Consider the following 13,678-nt stretch of genomic DNA (forward strand, 5'->3'; position numbering starts at 1 on the left):
AGGTACGAGCAATGTTAAAATTTATTCTTCGCCGCTGCTTAGAGGCGATTCCAACACTATTTATCCTGATCACCATCTCGTTCTTCATGATGCGATTGGCACCGGGGAGTCCTTTTACCGGCGAGCGTAATTTACCGCCGGAAGTCATGGCGAATATTGAAGCCAAATATCATCTGAACGACCCAATAATGACGCAGTACGGTAACTACTTGCTGCAATTGGTGCAGGGGGATTTTGGCCCTTCTTTTAAATACAAAGACTATTCCGTGAACGATCTGGTCGCGACGTCTTTCCCCGTTTCTGCCAAATTAGGGCTCGCGGCATTCATTCTCGCCATTGTTTTTGGGGTGAGTGCGGGGGTGATCGCGGCGTTGAATCAAAATACGAAATGGGATTATACCGTGATGGGTTTTGCCATGACGGGAGTGGTGATTCCCAGCTTTGTCGTCGCACCGCTATTGGTGCTGATTTTCGCCATTACGCTGCGTTGGTTACCCGGTGGTGGCTGGAACGGTGGGGCACCGAAATACATGATTTTACCGATGGTGGCGCTGTCTTTGTCTTATATCGCCAGCATCGCGCGTATTACCCGAGGATCGATGATCGAGGTTTTGCACTCTAACTTTATCCGCACCGCGCGCGCCAAAGGGCTGCCGATGCGCCGCATCGTTCTCCGCCATGCGTTAAAACCTGCGTTGCTGCCCGTGCTCTCCTATATGGGGCCCGCGTTTGTCGGGATTATTACCGGTTCCATGGTGATTGAAACCATTTTTGGTTTACCCGGCATTGGGCAACTGTTTGTGAACGGTGCGCTGAACCGAGACTATTCACTGGTACTGAGCCTGACGATTCTGGTCGGCGCCTTAACCATCTTATTTAATGCGATCATTGACGTGCTCTACGCTGTTATCGATCCGAAAATTCGCTATTAATTGGGGGGCGCTATGTTTTGGAATCGAAAAAACGTTGAAGCGTTAGAGAACTTCACCGAGCAGGCTGAGATTGAAGGGCGTAGTTTGTGGCAGGATGCGCGTCTGCGCTTTATCCATAACCGAGCCGCACTGGCCAGTCTGTTTGTTTTGGCTCTGATTACCGTGTTTGTGATTTTTGCGCCCATGCTGTCTGCATTTGACTACGCCGATACCGACTGGGGAATGATGTCCGCCGCACCGGATATGACGTCTGGGCACTATTTTGGTACGGACTCATCCGGCCGTGACCTGCTGGTTCGCGTTGCCATCGGTGGCCGTGTTTCTCTGATGGTTGGCGTGGCGGCGGCGCTGGTGGCTGTGATCGTCGGAACGCTGTATGGCGCGATGTCTGGTTATCTGGGCGGGAAAGTGGACTCGGTAATGATGCGTCTGCTGGAAATTCTCAACTCCTTCCCGTTCATGTTCTTCGTCATTCTGCTGGTGACGTTCTTTGGGCAGAACATGCTGCTGATCTTCGTTGCTATAGGCATGGTGTCCTGGTTAGATATGGCCCGTATCGTGCGCGGTCAGACGCTGAGCCTGAAACGTAAAGAGTTCATTGAAGCAGCGATGGTTTCCGGTGTCTCCACGCGCGGTATCGTGTTGCGCCATGTGGTGCCTAACGTGCTTGGTGTCGTGGTGGTTTACGCCTCACTACTGGTGCCAAGCATGATTCTGTTTGAATCCTTCCTGAGCTTCCTGGGGCTGGGCACACAGGAGCCGTTAAGCAGTTGGGGCGCCTTGCTGAATGATGGTGCGAACTCAATGGAAGTATCGCCATGGTTATTGTTCTATCCGGCGGCGTTTCTGGTTGTCACGTTGTTTTGTTTTAACTTTATCGGCGATGGCCTGCGTGATGCCCTCGACCCTAAAGATCGCTGAGGAGTATTAACATGAGCAAGATTGAATTAACTGGCGCGCACGACGCGCTGCTACATGTTCAGGATCTCCGGGTAACGTTCAACACGCAGGATGGCGACGTGACGGCGGTTAACGACCTGAACTTCACGCTTAACGCGGGTGAAACGCTGGGAATTGTCGGTGAATCGGGATCGGGTAAATCGCAGACCGCGTTTGCGTTGATGGGGTTGCTGGCTCGCAATGGCCGTATTGGCGGCTCGGCACGTTTTCGTGGCAAAGAAATTCTCAATTTACCTGAAAACCAATTGAATAAGCTGCGGGCTGAAGAAATCAGTATGATCTTCCAAGACCCGATGACGTCGCTGAACCCTTACATGCGCGTCGGTGAACAACTGATGGAAGTGCTGATGTTGCACAAACGCTTGAGCAAAAGCGAAGCGTTTGAAGAGTCGGTCAACATGCTTGACGCGGTTAAAATGCCGGAAGCGCGTAAGCGTATGAAGATGTATCCACATGAGTTTTCCGGCGGGATGCGTCAGCGTGTGATGATCGCGATGGCGCTGCTGTGTCGGCCGAAGCTGCTGATTGCCGATGAACCGACAACGGCACTGGATGTAACGGTTCAGGCGCAGATTATGACGCTACTGAACGAGCTGAAGCGCGAGTTTAATACTGCCATTATCATGATCACCCATGACCTGGGCGTGGTGGCTGGCATTTGTGACAAAGTTCTGGTCATGTACGCCGGGCGTACCATGGAATATGGTGTTGCCCGTGATGTCTTTTATCATCCGAGCCACCCGTATTCCGTTGGCCTGCTGAATGCTGTGCCGCGTCTGGATGCAGAGGATGACGTGTTGGCGACGATTCCAGGTAATCCACCGAACTTACTGCGTTTGCCGAAAGGGTGTCCGTTTCAACCGCGCTGCCCGTATTCAATGGATGTCTGCCATAGCGCCCCAGCGCTGGAATCCTTTGGTAATGGCCGCTTGCGCGCCTGCTTTAGAGCGATTGAGGAGGTGGTATGAACAACGCGGACGAGAAAAAGGTGTTGTTAGAAGTGGACGATCTGAAAGTCCACTTTGATGTCAGAGACGATAAGCAGTGGTTCTGGCAGCCGCCAAAAAAACTGAAAGCGGTCGATGGTGTGACGCTACGTTTGTATGAAGGTGAAACGCTGGGCGTGGTAGGGGAATCCGGCTGCGGAAAATCTACACTGGCGCGTGCGATTATCGGGTTGGTAAAAGCGACGGACGGTCGGGTGACCTGGCTGGGGAAAGACCTGCTGGGGATGAGTGCCGATCAATGGCGCGCAACGCGTAGCGATATTCAGATGATATTTCAGGATCCTCTGGCGTCGCTGAATCCACGCATGAACATTGGCGAAATTATTGCCGAGCCGTTAAAAGTTTATCATCCAGAGCTTGATCGACAGACGGTGAAAGATCGCGTGAAAGTGATGATGTCGAAGGTTGGGCTGCTACCGAGCCTGATTAACCGCTATCCGCATGAATTCTCTGGCGGACAGTGCCAGCGTATTGGGATCGCGCGTGCGCTGATTCTGGAGCCGAAGCTGATTATCTGTGATGAACCGGTTTCCGCATTGGACGTATCGATTCAGGCACAGGTTGTCAACCTACTGCGTCAGCTACAGCGTGAAATGCGCCTGTCGCTGATTTTCATCGCTCATGACTTATCGGTAGTGAAGCACATTTCCGATCGCGTGTTGGTGATGTATCTGGGCCATGCAGTAGAGCTGGGAACCTACGATCAGGTTTATCAAAACCCACAGCATCCGTATACTCGCGCGCTGATGTCTGCCGTGCCAATTCCCGATCCCGATCAGGAGCGCAACAAGAAGATACAACTGCTGGAAGGGGATTTGCCGTCACCGATCAATCCGCCATCGGGCTGTGTATTTTGCACTCGCTGCCCGGTTGTCGGCCCTGAGTGCACGAAAACTCGCCCTTTGTTGGAAGGGAGCTTTACGCACGCTGTTTCGTGTCTGAAGGTCGATCCTCAGGCGCTGCTGCCAGTAGCAGAAGCTGAACCACAGTAATCCGTTTTATCGGCTACTGATGTAAAAAAGGCGTCTCCTGTGAGAGACGCCTTGCATTGTTGACAATGTACGTTGAGCGTTGATAGATCGTAAAGACGCTGTAAATAGAATCACCCGCGTTTTTAGATGCTTTGCGTTGAGGCGAAACGAATTATTCTTTCCACAGAATGTGGCAAAGTTTGTGGTCTTTTTCCCGGCAAATTAGCACGCGGGCAAAGATATCGGTAATTTCTTCACCGTCATTCTCGGCCAGCCCAATCACGACTTCGGCAAAGAAGTCTGGATTCAAATCGAAATCAACGTGCTCAGCCCAGTCTTCAGCGGGATCGAATAACTCTGCGCCACCGCGCTCTTCGAATTGCAGGTTGAACAGCAGAATATCTGCCGGATCGAGGTTATCAGCTGCGAGTTCCAAAAAGATATCGTAGGCCTGTTCCAATGCTTCGTCTTCGGTCAGGCGGTTATTCAAATCCATAACGTAATTCCTGTTAATTCCCAATAGTCTTATTAGAACACGGGAAAACGCGTATTTATAGCAGGGGGCTGAAAAAGTAGAACAGCCGCTCGACGATGCGTTGCCAATAAGGGCGGTTTTGCCACTGCGTCGCGTTTAACAGACGTGAACGGGCGATATAGTCTTCCTGCACGCAGGCTAGATCGCTGCCGAATCCGGCATCATCAATCACCAGTGTGATTTCAAAATTCAGCCACAGGCTGCGCATATCCAGATTCACCGTACCGATCAGGCTCAGTTGTCCATCAACCAGCACGCTTTTAGTATGTAGCAGCCCGTCTTTGAATTGGTAAATTTTTACCCCTGCGGCTAGCAGTTCCGTGAAGAACGCCCGGCTGGCCCAGCCGACTAATACAGAGTCGTTCTTGTGCGGAACAATAATGCTGACATCTACACCGCGCTGGGCGGCGGTACAAATAGCGTGCAAAAGGTCGTCGCTGGGCACGAAGTAAGGTGTTGTCATGATCAACTGCTTACGTGCCGAATAGACGGACGTCAGCAGCGCCTGATGAATCATCTCTTCCGGGTAACCGGGGCCGGATGCAATAACCTGAATGGTATGGCCGCTCTCCTGTTCAAAAGGCATGAAGTTAACATCAGGCGGCGGCGGCAGCAGGCGTTTCCCTGTTTCCATTTCCCAGTCGCAGCAATAAATGATGCCCATTGTGGTCGCCACCGGGCCTTCAATACGTGCCATCAGGTCAATCCATTGCCCAACCCCTGCATCCTGTTTGAAGAGGCGTGGATCGACCATATTCATGCTGCCGGTATAAGCAATACGGCTGTCGATCAGGATAATTTTACGGTGCTGTCGTAAATCCATACGGCGCAGGAAAGCACGGAATAGATTCACTTTCAGCGCTTCGACCACTTCTATCCCAGCGGTGCGCATGAGCTCGGGATGATGTTGGCGGAAAAATTGAACGCTGCCAGCCGAGTCCAGCAGGATACGGCAATGCACGCCGCGTCGTGCAGCCGCGATAAGAGAAGAGGTGACTTGCTCGACCAGACCACCGGGTTGCCAGATGTAGAACACCATTTCGATGTTGTTACGCGCGAGTTCAATGTCACGCAATAGCGCTTTAATAGTGTCATCAAATGTGGTCATCAATTGCAACTGATTGCCTTTGACGCCACCAACCCCTTGTCTACGTTCACAGAGCTGGAATAACGCACTGGCGACTTCACTGTTTTCCGTCGCGAAAATACGGCGATATTCCTTTAACTCGCGCAGCCATTTTGCCGTTGATGGCCACATTTTGCTGGCACGCTCAGCACGACGTTTGCCGAGATGAAGTTCGCCAAATGAAAGATAAGCGACAATACCGACAAGTGGCAGAATATAAATCACCAGTAGCCAGGCCATTGCAGAAGGCACCGCCCTACGTTTCATCAGAATACGCAAGGTCACACCTGCGATCAGCAACCAGTAGCTAAAAACCAGTAACCAACTTATTACGGTATAAAATGTCGACATAAACGCAGCACAGTTCCCTTCTGCAAAGAATTAACAAAGTGTACTCATAGATTTATAAAAGGGGAAATGCCTTTCCTCTGAATAAAATAGCGTAATTGGATAAGAAGAGAATCACGGAGAGGTTGATTCACCGATTGTCGTCACCTATGAGGAGGGTATAATGCCCAGCGCGAGTGGATTAACAAGAGTTGCATCATGAAACGCAGTCGGAATGAAGTGGGGCGCTGGCGGATGTTACGCCAGGTCCAGCGTAGAAGAAGTCGATGGTTGGAGGCTCAATCACGTACTTATCGCCATATCCGCTCTGCCCGTTATCTGCAACAAAAGCAGCAACGGCGGGCATTGCTCTATGCGGTAACCTACGACTGGTAAGCCAGTGAGAAAAATAGCGACCTGAGCTGTGGTCGCTATTTTTTATTGCATAACGGATCTTATTTCCTTATCAACTTATCCCATCACGGAAATGCGCTGCGTCCCTTCTTTCTGAGCTATCATCGGATTCACATCAGCTTCTGTCGAGGGAAGGATAAACAGCGACACCGAGGTGTTTAGGCGTTCCGTTAGCTCCAGAAGTGAAGAGAAGGTGTGTGCGGAGGCTTCTACCTGTCCTGCATTTTCTCTGACGGTGTCGTTCAGTGTGCTGAGTCGGTCGGTCACTTCATGAATGCTTTCATTCTGCTGGTGTGATATCTCCGAGATCTCGCTCAGGAACGTGCCAGTCCCTTTCGCCGTTTGAATGATGTTATGCAGGCTGTCATTGAGTTTGTTCACCAGTCGTGCTCCGGCAGTTACGCTGTTATCAGAATCACGAATCAGCACATTGATACTTTGTGCGGAATGACTGCTTTGTGAAGCCAGTGAGCCGACTTCTCGTGCGACAACGGCAAAGCCTCGTCCCATCGTCCCGGCTCGAGCCGCTTCAATCGCTGCATTCAATGACAAGATATGGGTCTGGAATGCGACGTTCTCAATCATCCTGATGGCTTCTGTCATTTCGCGTGTTCTGCCTGCAATATCTGACATTGCTGCCTTGACGTCGTTCATCATCGTTTCACCCTGCGCAGCGATTTTGCTGGTGTCTTCTGCGTGCAAATTAGCCTGTTGGGTATGCTGGGTATTTTTTTCCAGATGCTGGCTAAGCTGAATAATATGTTCTGTGGTGACTTTTAGCTCGTGGGATTGGCGATTCGCCTGTTCGGAAAGCCGATGGTTATCCTCAGCCACGCGATCGACCTGCGTCACCATGTGATCAACGCCCTGACGCACCTGATTAACCAAGGTAACCAGACCTTTCTGCATTTGGATGACGCTGGTATTGAGCTGTTCAACTTCCCGTGTACCCCGTGTCTTTGCGTTGACCGAATGAGAAAGATCGCCTGCCGCGATTAGCTTTAAATGGGCAATGATGTGCGTCAACGGGCGAATAATGACCTGGCTAACACCAATCCAAACGGCAATTGCGATCGCCAGTAAAAGTCCTAAAACCGTGATGAAAATTGTTTTCGCCCGATCAAGAGAGGATAAAAATTGTTGGCCATGTTGTTTTTGCAGTGCATCAGTATCTTGCAGATAGTGTGCATACTTTTGGGTAAAATCGCTTTGATAGGCCTGAACCGGGACAGCAAAGAAAATATCAATCTGATTGATGGTTTTTATTCCCTCTGCCAGCTCGACAAGCCCTGAATAAAGCTGGTTGTAGCTCTTTTTCAAACCGACAAATGCCTCGGTGTCAGTTTCCGCTGTCGTGGCTGTTTCCAGTAATTGATAATGTTTTTTTGCCTGTTTTAGAGATACTTCAGCTTCATCCATCAGGCTGTGCCAGCTACCTTCAGACCCGGTTTCTTTGTCTACCAACAGATAAATGCCTGCGCGGTTGAGCTTGTCGCTGGCATTCATGACTTCCATCCGCGCTTTATCCATTAACGCTTGTTGCTGGCGAAGGCTCTCGTTAGCAGAAATATCCTGCCGAACCTGAGTCATGGTTTGAGAAATGACGCCGACGGAAACCAATTGTAATAAAGAAAATAACCCAATGATCAATAACAATCCGGAGAGAATACTGAGGCGATGACGGCGGCGGATACGTGCAACTCCGTTTCGCAAAATCGCAGGCATTAACATGATTGTTGACTCTCTATAGATGAATAACGGTCAAACTATCACTGTTAAATGACTAAAATATTTCAGCTTTTGACGGGGGCGAAAAGGGCCATGGCTTTTTCATGCAACCATGACCTGTATCAATTGGATGTTTAAAACACTTTTTTGAATGGCTTCACGCTGACGTGTTTATAGACACCGGCTGCGATGTAGGGGTCGGCATTGGCCCATGCTGTTGCCTCATCCAGCGATGTGAATTCGGCGATAATCACAGAACCGCTAAAACCAGCCTGTCCTGGATCTTCACTATCAATCGCAGGTAACGGACCTGCGGTAATCAGCCGCCCTTGATCGCGCAATATCTGTAAGCGAGCAAGATGGTCTGGTCTTACCGACAGGCGTTTTGCTAATGAATCAACATTATCTTCAGCATAAATGACATAGAGCATAGCGACCTCATTGGTTAGGAAGGTACCCTCTCTCGTTTGTGATGCTGGGTAGGGATCCCCAGTGGCCAAACGCTATCGGGTAAGAGAAACGTGTTTTTATCATCATACGTGATGTTGTTCGAGGACAATAGGTTGATTTGCCAGACTAATCCCCCCACGATTTCTGTTTTTTTTACAATTCCATGCGTTGTTATTGAATATGATTGCTATTTGCATTTAAACTTGGGCGGCATAAGAGGATAAAGACAGACTATGCCGCAAAAAAAGTTTTTTTTAACCCGCCGTTACTCATGGCCATTCATACTTTCAGTTGGTTTTCACGGTTCACTGATTGCAGGTTTGCTGTACGCGTCATTTAATAATTCAATCGAATTACCGCAGGAATCTAAGCCTATCAGCGTTGTGATGGTTAACCCTGCGGCTTATGAAGCGGCACCTGCTGCCAAATCTGCGCCTGAACCAGAGCCAGTTAAGCAACCGGAGCCAGAGCCAGAGCCGGAACCGATTCCAGAACCGGAGCCAGTGCCGCAGCCGGTTCCTATGCCATTACCCGAGCCTAAGCCCAAGCCGCCGAAACCTAAACCGGAACCCAAGCCGGTGAAGAAGGTTGAGCAGCCGAAGCCGGTCAAACGTGAGCCGACCGTTGAAAAACAGCCACCGTCACCGTTTACCAGCGAAGAGCCGACGCGCAACGTGAATAATGCACCAGTGAAGCAGGCGCCAGCCGCAAGCTCACAGTCAAGTGGGCCGCGCCCGTTGAGTCGTGCACAGCCCCAGTATCCGGCTCGTGCGTTCTCTCTGCGTGTCGAAGGGCGAGTGAAAATGCAGTTTGATGTGGATGAATCTGGACGTGTTGACAATGTTCGCGTGCTTTCTGCCGAACCGCGCAATATGTTCGAGCGTGACATCAAACAGGCGATGCGTAAATGGCGCTACGAAGCGAACAAGCCGGGTAAGGATTTGGTTGTGACCATCGTCTTTAAAATTGATGGCGGGGCAGCCGTCGAATAATTCACACCAGTAAAAAGAAACGAGGTGTCATCTTTGGCTGATGACACCTCGTTTTCGTTAGTTCTCTATCTGTCAATTCTTCAGGATAGATGATGTCGCATCTACGCAAAAAAAGTGTCAGAAGTTACTCGCTTGGCGTGAAGCTGCTTTTACCTGCTGGCAGCTCGCGCGGATGGCCTTCTTCATCGACTGCGACGTAGGTGAATAGCGCTTCGGTGGCCCGATAGCGCTGTCCAATCGGCTCAGAAGAGACTTTCTTCACCCATACTTCAACGTTGATGTTGATAGAACTACGACCCGTGCGTAAGCAGCGCGCATAGCAGCAAACCACATCGCCGACGGCGACAGGTTTTAAGAACGACATTCCATCAACCCGTACGGTGACGACACGTCCCTCGGCGATTTCTTTTGCCAAAATCGCACCGCCGATGTCCATTTGCGACATCAGCCAGCCGCCAAAAATATCGCCGTTTGCATTAGTATCGGCTGGCATTGCCAGCGTGCGGAGAACCAGTTCGCCCTGTGGTAACACGTTTTGTGTGCTCATTTTGCAATCAGTCAAGTTGGTTAAATTGAGTATACCCAGCCGTAGAAACGATCTTGTGGCTGGGTATAGTGTATTTATCAAACAATTTGTATTGCTTTAGCGATTACTGTTGCTCGCTTTTTTCTTCTTCTGATTTCTCTTGGTCGTTAGGCAAGTGGCGATAAATATAGACGCCGCAAATCAGCGTAAACAGCAGTGTCACACCGGTCAGACCAAAGACTTTAAAATTGACCCAAACGCTTTGCGGTAGCCAAAAAGCAATGTAGATATTAACCAATCCACACACCAGAAAGAACAGAGCCCAGGCGAAATTAAGTTTCCCCCAGACGGGCTGTGGCAAGGTTAGCTCTTTGCCCAGCATCTTCTGAATCAGAGTCTGTTTCATGACAAACTGACTAACCAGCAGAGCAACGGCAAACAAAGCGTAGATGATGGTGACTTTCCATTTGATGAACAGATCATTATGGAACACCAGCGTTAGTGAACCGAAAACGACAACCATTGCAAAAGTGACCAGCGTCATTTTCTCTATTTTACGATACATCACCCAAGTGACAGCAAGTGACAACGCCGTTGCCGCAATCAGTGCACCCGATGCAATATAGATGTCATAAAGTTTATAGGCCGCAAAAAAAACGACCAACGGTATAAAATCAAGAAGTTGCTTCATTATGTCAATCCATCACTCAACAGTGTCGTAATCATAACCCGCGAGAGTTACCTGATAGTTCATGCCATTATCCTTTATTGTGGAACACCATTCCCAAGATATTGTAATAATTTGCAGAAAATTACGATTGGGTAGATAGCGAACGGGATCTGGCGGAACCTATGCCACCAAAACAGTGGCATAGGTAATGTGCGGTAATTAAGCGCGCAGTAGCATATAAAGTCGGAATAGATAAATGAGCAGGATTGCGGAAATAAGGTTGCTCAAACCGTTTAGAACCACGGCTAGCACGGTAGGTGAGGAAATCGGCAACTTCGACACGATCAGCAAAATAGCGATTTTAGCCAGCAGCCACATCACGATAGCAGGCGCGGTTGCACGCAGGTTACCGTAGGCCAGTTTAGAGCTTGTTTTAATGGCGCTGAAAATCCCGCTTTTTTCAGTGACGACAATCACGGGTGACAAACTCAGCGCAATAGCCAGCAGCACGCCAGGAATGACCAGAAGCATCATGCCAAGTTGGATGAGCAGGGTGCACAACAGAATCAGGAAAAGCAAACGCAATAAAAACGGTGCGGATGCGCCAATAGCGCGCAGAGCGCTGGTGCGTTGTCCGTCAGAAACCAACTGAATCAGCATCAGAACCCCGCCCGTTAGCAGCACGTTGCCCACTAACGCAGCAAAGGTGCCTGCCGCCGACATTTTCAGCAACACGGTTTGTTGTTCCGGCGTCATTTGCTGAATCAAGTCCATTAAGCCCGATTCGACGGAGGATGACAGATCGCTACTGGAACTGCTCAGAATCTGTAACTCGTCTCCAGAAGGCGATAACGCATGATTCAGTATGACAGTAATGAATGCCGTCAGCAGTGACATCATTAAGATGCTGATGAACTGGTTACGGGTAAAATTCATTGTGTCACGGTACAACGTGTTAGCCGTGATAGGCATGCAGGCTCCTTGAAAAAGATAAATCGACAGAAAGAACTTAACTCACGATTGTAACCTGTTAATTCCCACTGTGGCACCCCGTCGACGATGCAATGCTGCTTTTCCCTTCACACAAGATCAATGTGGCGTTGCTACCAATAGTGATTCTCTTTGCCATAGGTGATGCATTTTATGGCCTTGCGCTGTTTTTGATCTGGATCAATTCCATGAAATTTAATTGGTTACTGATAAATGATTCAGTTCAATTTGGGCGTAAAATATTTAAAAGATGTGATCTGGATTAAAACAAGAATACCTACTTAGGGGTATATTTCGCTCGAAATTTAAACCCTATAAATGGAGTGGGTAATGAAAAAGACATCTTTCTTGTTGTTGGCAGCGGCGCTAATGCCTGCATTGGCGCAGGCTCATCAAGCGGGTGATTTCATTGTTAGGGCGGGCTCGGCAACCGTCCGTCCCTCTGAAAGCTCGGACAACGTACTAGGCAGCCTGGGATCGTTTCAGGCTAATAACAATACCCAGTTGGGTCTGACCTTCAGCTACATGGTGACGGACAACATTGGTGTCGAACTGCTGGCTGCAACCCCGTTTAACCACAATATCGGTTTGAGAAGCACTGGGACAATCGCTGAAGTCAAACATTTGCCGCCGTCTCTGGTAGCACAATATTACTTTGGTGATAAAGAAGATACGCTGCGCCCGTATCTCGGCGTTGGTGTGAACTACACCCTGTTCTTTGATGAGAAATTTAATGATACAGGGAAAAGTGCAGGGCTAAGCGATCTGAGCCTGAAAAACTCTTGGGGTATTGCTGCGCAGGCTGGGTTGGATTATAACCTGGATAAGAACTGGCTGCTCAATATGTCCGTGTGGTGGATGGATATTGATACCGATGTGAAATTTAAAGCCGGTAACGATCAGCAAAGCGTGCATACCCGTCTTGATCCGTGGGTATTTATGTTTGGCGTAGGTTATCGTTTCTGATTGCGAACCTAATTTTAATATTACACGAAGAATAAAAACGGCGAAGTTAATAACTTCGCCGTTTTTATAGACAGGAAATAACAAACCAATAAAGAAACACTATTTACTATTGAATCTATTCTCTAAATGGCGTTAGCCATTAGAAATTATATTGTACACCTACGCGGTAGCGAGTTTGACGTTCGTCTGTATTTTTGCTGCCAACCACGTTGCCGACTTCAGCGTAAGGCGTCCAGTTTTTATCATATTTATACGCTAATTTAACGTTGTGAGTGAGGCCATAGTTGTCGTTGTCAGCAATGTAGCCAGGGGCTCCTGCTTTGGTTTTCTTATCGTATTCAAATTCGTATTCAACAACAAAGTTCGCTGGCAGTTTATAACCCAGCGTACTGGTGATGGTGTAGCCTTTGATGTCAGTAGGGTTCGCCGCGGTATTGGTGTTACCGATGTTGTTACTTTTACGTAAATAAGATGCACGGTAGCGCAGGCCATAATACAGTGAATCGGTGATGTTAGCCGTGCCTTTAATATAAGGACGATAGTTGTTGTCATCCGACGTCGTGACCATGTTCAGGCCTGCTTCCAAACCAAAGGTTTTATCGAATTTGTACAGATAGCTTGCGGTGACTTCAGTACCGTTGCTGACTGTTTCGTTATACGGTTTATTTGGAGTTGTATCACTTTTTGATTGACCCCACTTGCCTTCCAGTGACAGGCCAAAACCGTTGTCGAAACGGTGGGACATCAGCAGACGATCTTTATGGTCGTTTTTTGCCGTATCCTGCATTTCATGACGATAGTCAATCGTAACAGCCATGGAGCTTAAGCTGATTAAAGAAGTTACCATCATCGTCAATATTTTAGCTTTCATTTTATTATCCCAAGTCAAAGAGAATTATTATTTAAAAATGCGCTGCCACTTTTGTTCAGCGGCTCCATTCTATTTATTATTTTTTACAGTAATGTGAACGAGATCGTTAAAAAGAGAAAATTTAAAACGATCTCAATTATGTGATTATCTTCGTATTTTATTGATGGAAATTATGCGGTTTAAAAATTGAGGGTTATTTAATTGATTTTCTGA

The 13,678-nt window shown here is 48.6% G+C and carries 15 protein-coding genes; 7 read left to right on the plus strand and 8 right to left on the minus strand.

Annotation, left to right across the window (positions count from 1 at the left end; genetic code table 11):
* The first annotated feature begins 11 nt into the window (after positions 1–11).
* From oppB to oppF, 4 genes are read left to right on the plus strand one after another with little or no spacing between them, the layout of a single operon-like run.
* A complete protein-coding gene (gene oppB, locus KP22_RS04725) occupies positions 12–932 on the plus strand; it encodes an oligopeptide ABC transporter permease OppB (RefSeq protein WP_039300031.1) in 921 nt (306 codons plus the stop codon).
* Positions 933–944: 12 nt separating this feature from the next.
* Entirely contained in the window at positions 945–1,853 is a 909-nt protein-coding gene (gene oppC, locus KP22_RS04730) for an oligopeptide ABC transporter permease OppC (protein ID WP_039322728.1), read from the plus strand.
* An 11-nt stretch (positions 1,854–1,864) separates the two neighbouring features.
* A complete protein-coding gene (oppD, locus tag KP22_RS04735) occupies positions 1,865–2,860 on the plus strand; it encodes an ABC transporter ATP-binding protein (RefSeq protein ID WP_039322731.1) in 996 nt (331 codons plus the stop codon).
* A complete protein-coding gene (gene oppF, locus KP22_RS04740; RefSeq protein ID WP_039322734.1) occupies positions 2,857–3,891 on the plus strand; it encodes a murein tripeptide/oligopeptide ABC transporter ATP binding protein OppF in 1,035 nt (344 codons plus the stop codon). The genes oppD and oppF overlap by 4 nt, the downstream gene beginning before the upstream one ends.
* 151 nt (positions 3,892–4,042) lie before the next feature.
* Here the strand turns inward: oppF and KP22_RS04745 are convergent, their stop codons facing one another.
* Together KP22_RS04745 and cls are read right to left on the minus strand one after the other, a co-directional pair.
* Positions 4,043–4,366 carry an HI1450 family dsDNA-mimic protein gene (locus KP22_RS04745; RefSeq protein WP_039300020.1) on the minus strand — a complete coding sequence of 108 codons (324 nt, stop codon included), beginning with the start codon at positions 4,364–4,366 and terminating at the stop codon, positions 4,043–4,045.
* A gap of 55 nt (positions 4,367–4,421) precedes the next feature.
* Positions 4,422–5,882, minus strand: a complete 1,461-nt coding sequence (gene cls, locus KP22_RS04750) for a cardiolipin synthase (protein ID WP_039300016.1) — start codon at positions 5,880–5,882, stop codon at positions 4,422–4,424.
* Positions 5,883–6,077: 195 nt separating this feature from the next.
* On the opposite strand from cls, the gene KP22_RS22345 reads away from it, so the two are divergent.
* Positions 6,078–6,254, plus strand: a complete 177-nt coding sequence (locus tag KP22_RS22345) for a YciY family protein (protein WP_085996914.1) — start codon at positions 6,078–6,080, stop codon at positions 6,252–6,254.
* A 75-nt stretch (positions 6,255–6,329) separates the two neighbouring features.
* Here KP22_RS22345 and KP22_RS04755 read toward each other — a convergent pair whose 3' ends face one another.
* Together KP22_RS04755 and KP22_RS04760 are read right to left on the minus strand one after the other, a co-directional pair.
* Positions 6,330–8,003 (minus strand): Tar ligand binding domain-containing protein, encoded by a 1,674-nt coding sequence (locus KP22_RS04755; protein WP_039322736.1) that lies wholly within the window; start codon positions 8,001–8,003, stop codon positions 6,330–6,332.
* A 131-nt stretch (positions 8,004–8,134) separates the two neighbouring features.
* Positions 8,135–8,431 carry a YciI family protein gene (locus KP22_RS04760; protein WP_039300009.1) on the minus strand — a complete coding sequence of 99 codons (297 nt, stop codon included), beginning with the start codon at positions 8,429–8,431 and terminating at the stop codon, positions 8,135–8,137.
* Between the two features lie 252 nt (positions 8,432–8,683).
* Between KP22_RS04760 and tonB the strand changes: the two genes are divergently transcribed.
* Entirely contained in the window at positions 8,684–9,442 is a 759-nt protein-coding gene (gene tonB / locus KP22_RS04765) for a TonB system transport protein TonB (protein ID WP_039300006.1), read from the plus strand.
* 124 nt (positions 9,443–9,566) lie between these two features.
* On the opposite strand, the gene yciA is transcribed toward tonB, so the two are convergent.
* The 3 genes from yciA to KP22_RS04780 all read right to left on the minus strand — a co-directional run bounded on the left by yciA (position 9,567) and on the right by KP22_RS04780 (position 11,610).
* A complete protein-coding gene (gene yciA / locus KP22_RS04770) occupies positions 9,567–9,989 on the minus strand; it encodes an acyl-CoA thioester hydrolase YciA (protein ID WP_039300003.1) in 423 nt (140 codons plus the stop codon).
* A 103-nt stretch (positions 9,990–10,092) separates the two neighbouring features.
* Positions 10,093–10,659, minus strand: a complete 567-nt coding sequence (locus KP22_RS04775) for a septation protein A (protein WP_039300000.1) — start codon at positions 10,657–10,659, stop codon at positions 10,093–10,095.
* A 198-nt stretch (positions 10,660–10,857) separates the two neighbouring features.
* Complete coding sequence (locus KP22_RS04780; protein WP_039299996.1) at positions 10,858–11,610, minus strand: YciC family protein; 753 nt, start codon at positions 11,608–11,610, stop codon at positions 10,858–10,860.
* Between the two features lie 348 nt (positions 11,611–11,958).
* Here KP22_RS04780 and ompW point away from each other — a divergent pair, with 348 nt between their 5' ends.
* Positions 11,959–12,594 (plus strand): outer membrane protein OmpW, encoded by a 636-nt coding sequence (gene ompW / locus KP22_RS04790; protein WP_039299991.1) that lies wholly within the window; start codon positions 11,959–11,961, stop codon positions 12,592–12,594.
* Between the two features lie 139 nt (positions 12,595–12,733).
* On the opposite strand, the gene KP22_RS04795 is transcribed toward ompW, so the two are convergent.
* Positions 12,734–13,465 carry an oligogalacturonate-specific porin KdgM family protein gene (locus KP22_RS04795; protein ID WP_039299987.1) on the minus strand — a complete coding sequence of 244 codons (732 nt, stop codon included), beginning with the start codon at positions 13,463–13,465 and terminating at the stop codon, positions 12,734–12,736.
* Positions 13,466–13,678: the final 213 nt, after the last annotated feature.

This window comes from Pectobacterium betavasculorum (genome assembly GCF_000749845.1).
GTDB lineage: Bacteria > Pseudomonadota > Gammaproteobacteria > Enterobacterales > Enterobacteriaceae > Pectobacterium > Pectobacterium betavasculorum.

Bases quoted from the DNA above. Each gene is read 5' to 3' on its own strand.
- oppB (WP_039300031.1), top strand. From the start codon at position 12: ATGTTAAAATTTATTCTTCGCCGCTGCTTAGAGGCGATTCCAACACTA.
- oppC (WP_039322728.1), top strand. From the start codon at position 945: ATGTTTTGGAATCGAAAAAACGTTGAAGCGTTAGAGAACTTCACCGAG.
- oppD (WP_039322731.1), top strand. From the start codon at position 1,865: ATGAGCAAGATTGAATTAACTGGCGCGCACGACGCGCTGCTACATGTT.
- oppF (WP_039322734.1), top strand. From the start codon at position 2,857: ATGAACAACGCGGACGAGAAAAAGGTGTTGTTAGAAGTGGACGATCTG.
- KP22_RS04745 (WP_039300020.1), bottom strand. From the start codon at position 4,366: ATGGATTTGAATAACCGCCTGACCGAAGACGAAGCATTGGAACAGGCC.
- cls (WP_039300016.1), bottom strand. From the start codon at position 5,882: ATGTCGACATTTTATACCGTAATAAGTTGGTTACTGGTTTTTAGCTAC.
- KP22_RS22345 (WP_085996914.1), top strand. From the start codon at position 6,078: ATGAAACGCAGTCGGAATGAAGTGGGGCGCTGGCGGATGTTACGCCAG.
- KP22_RS04755 (WP_039322736.1), bottom strand. From the start codon at position 8,003: ATGTTAATGCCTGCGATTTTGCGAAACGGAGTTGCACGTATCCGCCGC.
- KP22_RS04760 (WP_039300009.1), bottom strand. From the start codon at position 8,431: ATGCTCTATGTCATTTATGCTGAAGATAATGTTGATTCATTAGCAAAA.
- tonB (WP_039300006.1), top strand. From the start codon at position 8,684: ATGCCGCAAAAAAAGTTTTTTTTAACCCGCCGTTACTCATGGCCATTC.
- yciA (WP_039300003.1), bottom strand. From the start codon at position 9,989: ATGAGCACACAAAACGTGTTACCACAGGGCGAACTGGTTCTCCGCACG.
- KP22_RS04775 (WP_039300000.1), bottom strand. From the start codon at position 10,659: ATGAAGCAACTTCTTGATTTTATACCGTTGGTCGTTTTTTTTGCGGCC.
- KP22_RS04780 (WP_039299996.1), bottom strand. From the start codon at position 11,610: ATGCCTATCACGGCTAACACGTTGTACCGTGACACAATGAATTTTACC.
- ompW (WP_039299991.1), top strand. From the start codon at position 11,959: ATGAAAAAGACATCTTTCTTGTTGTTGGCAGCGGCGCTAATGCCTGCA.
- KP22_RS04795 (WP_039299987.1), bottom strand. From the start codon at position 13,465: ATGAAAGCTAAAATATTGACGATGATGGTAACTTCTTTAATCAGCTTA.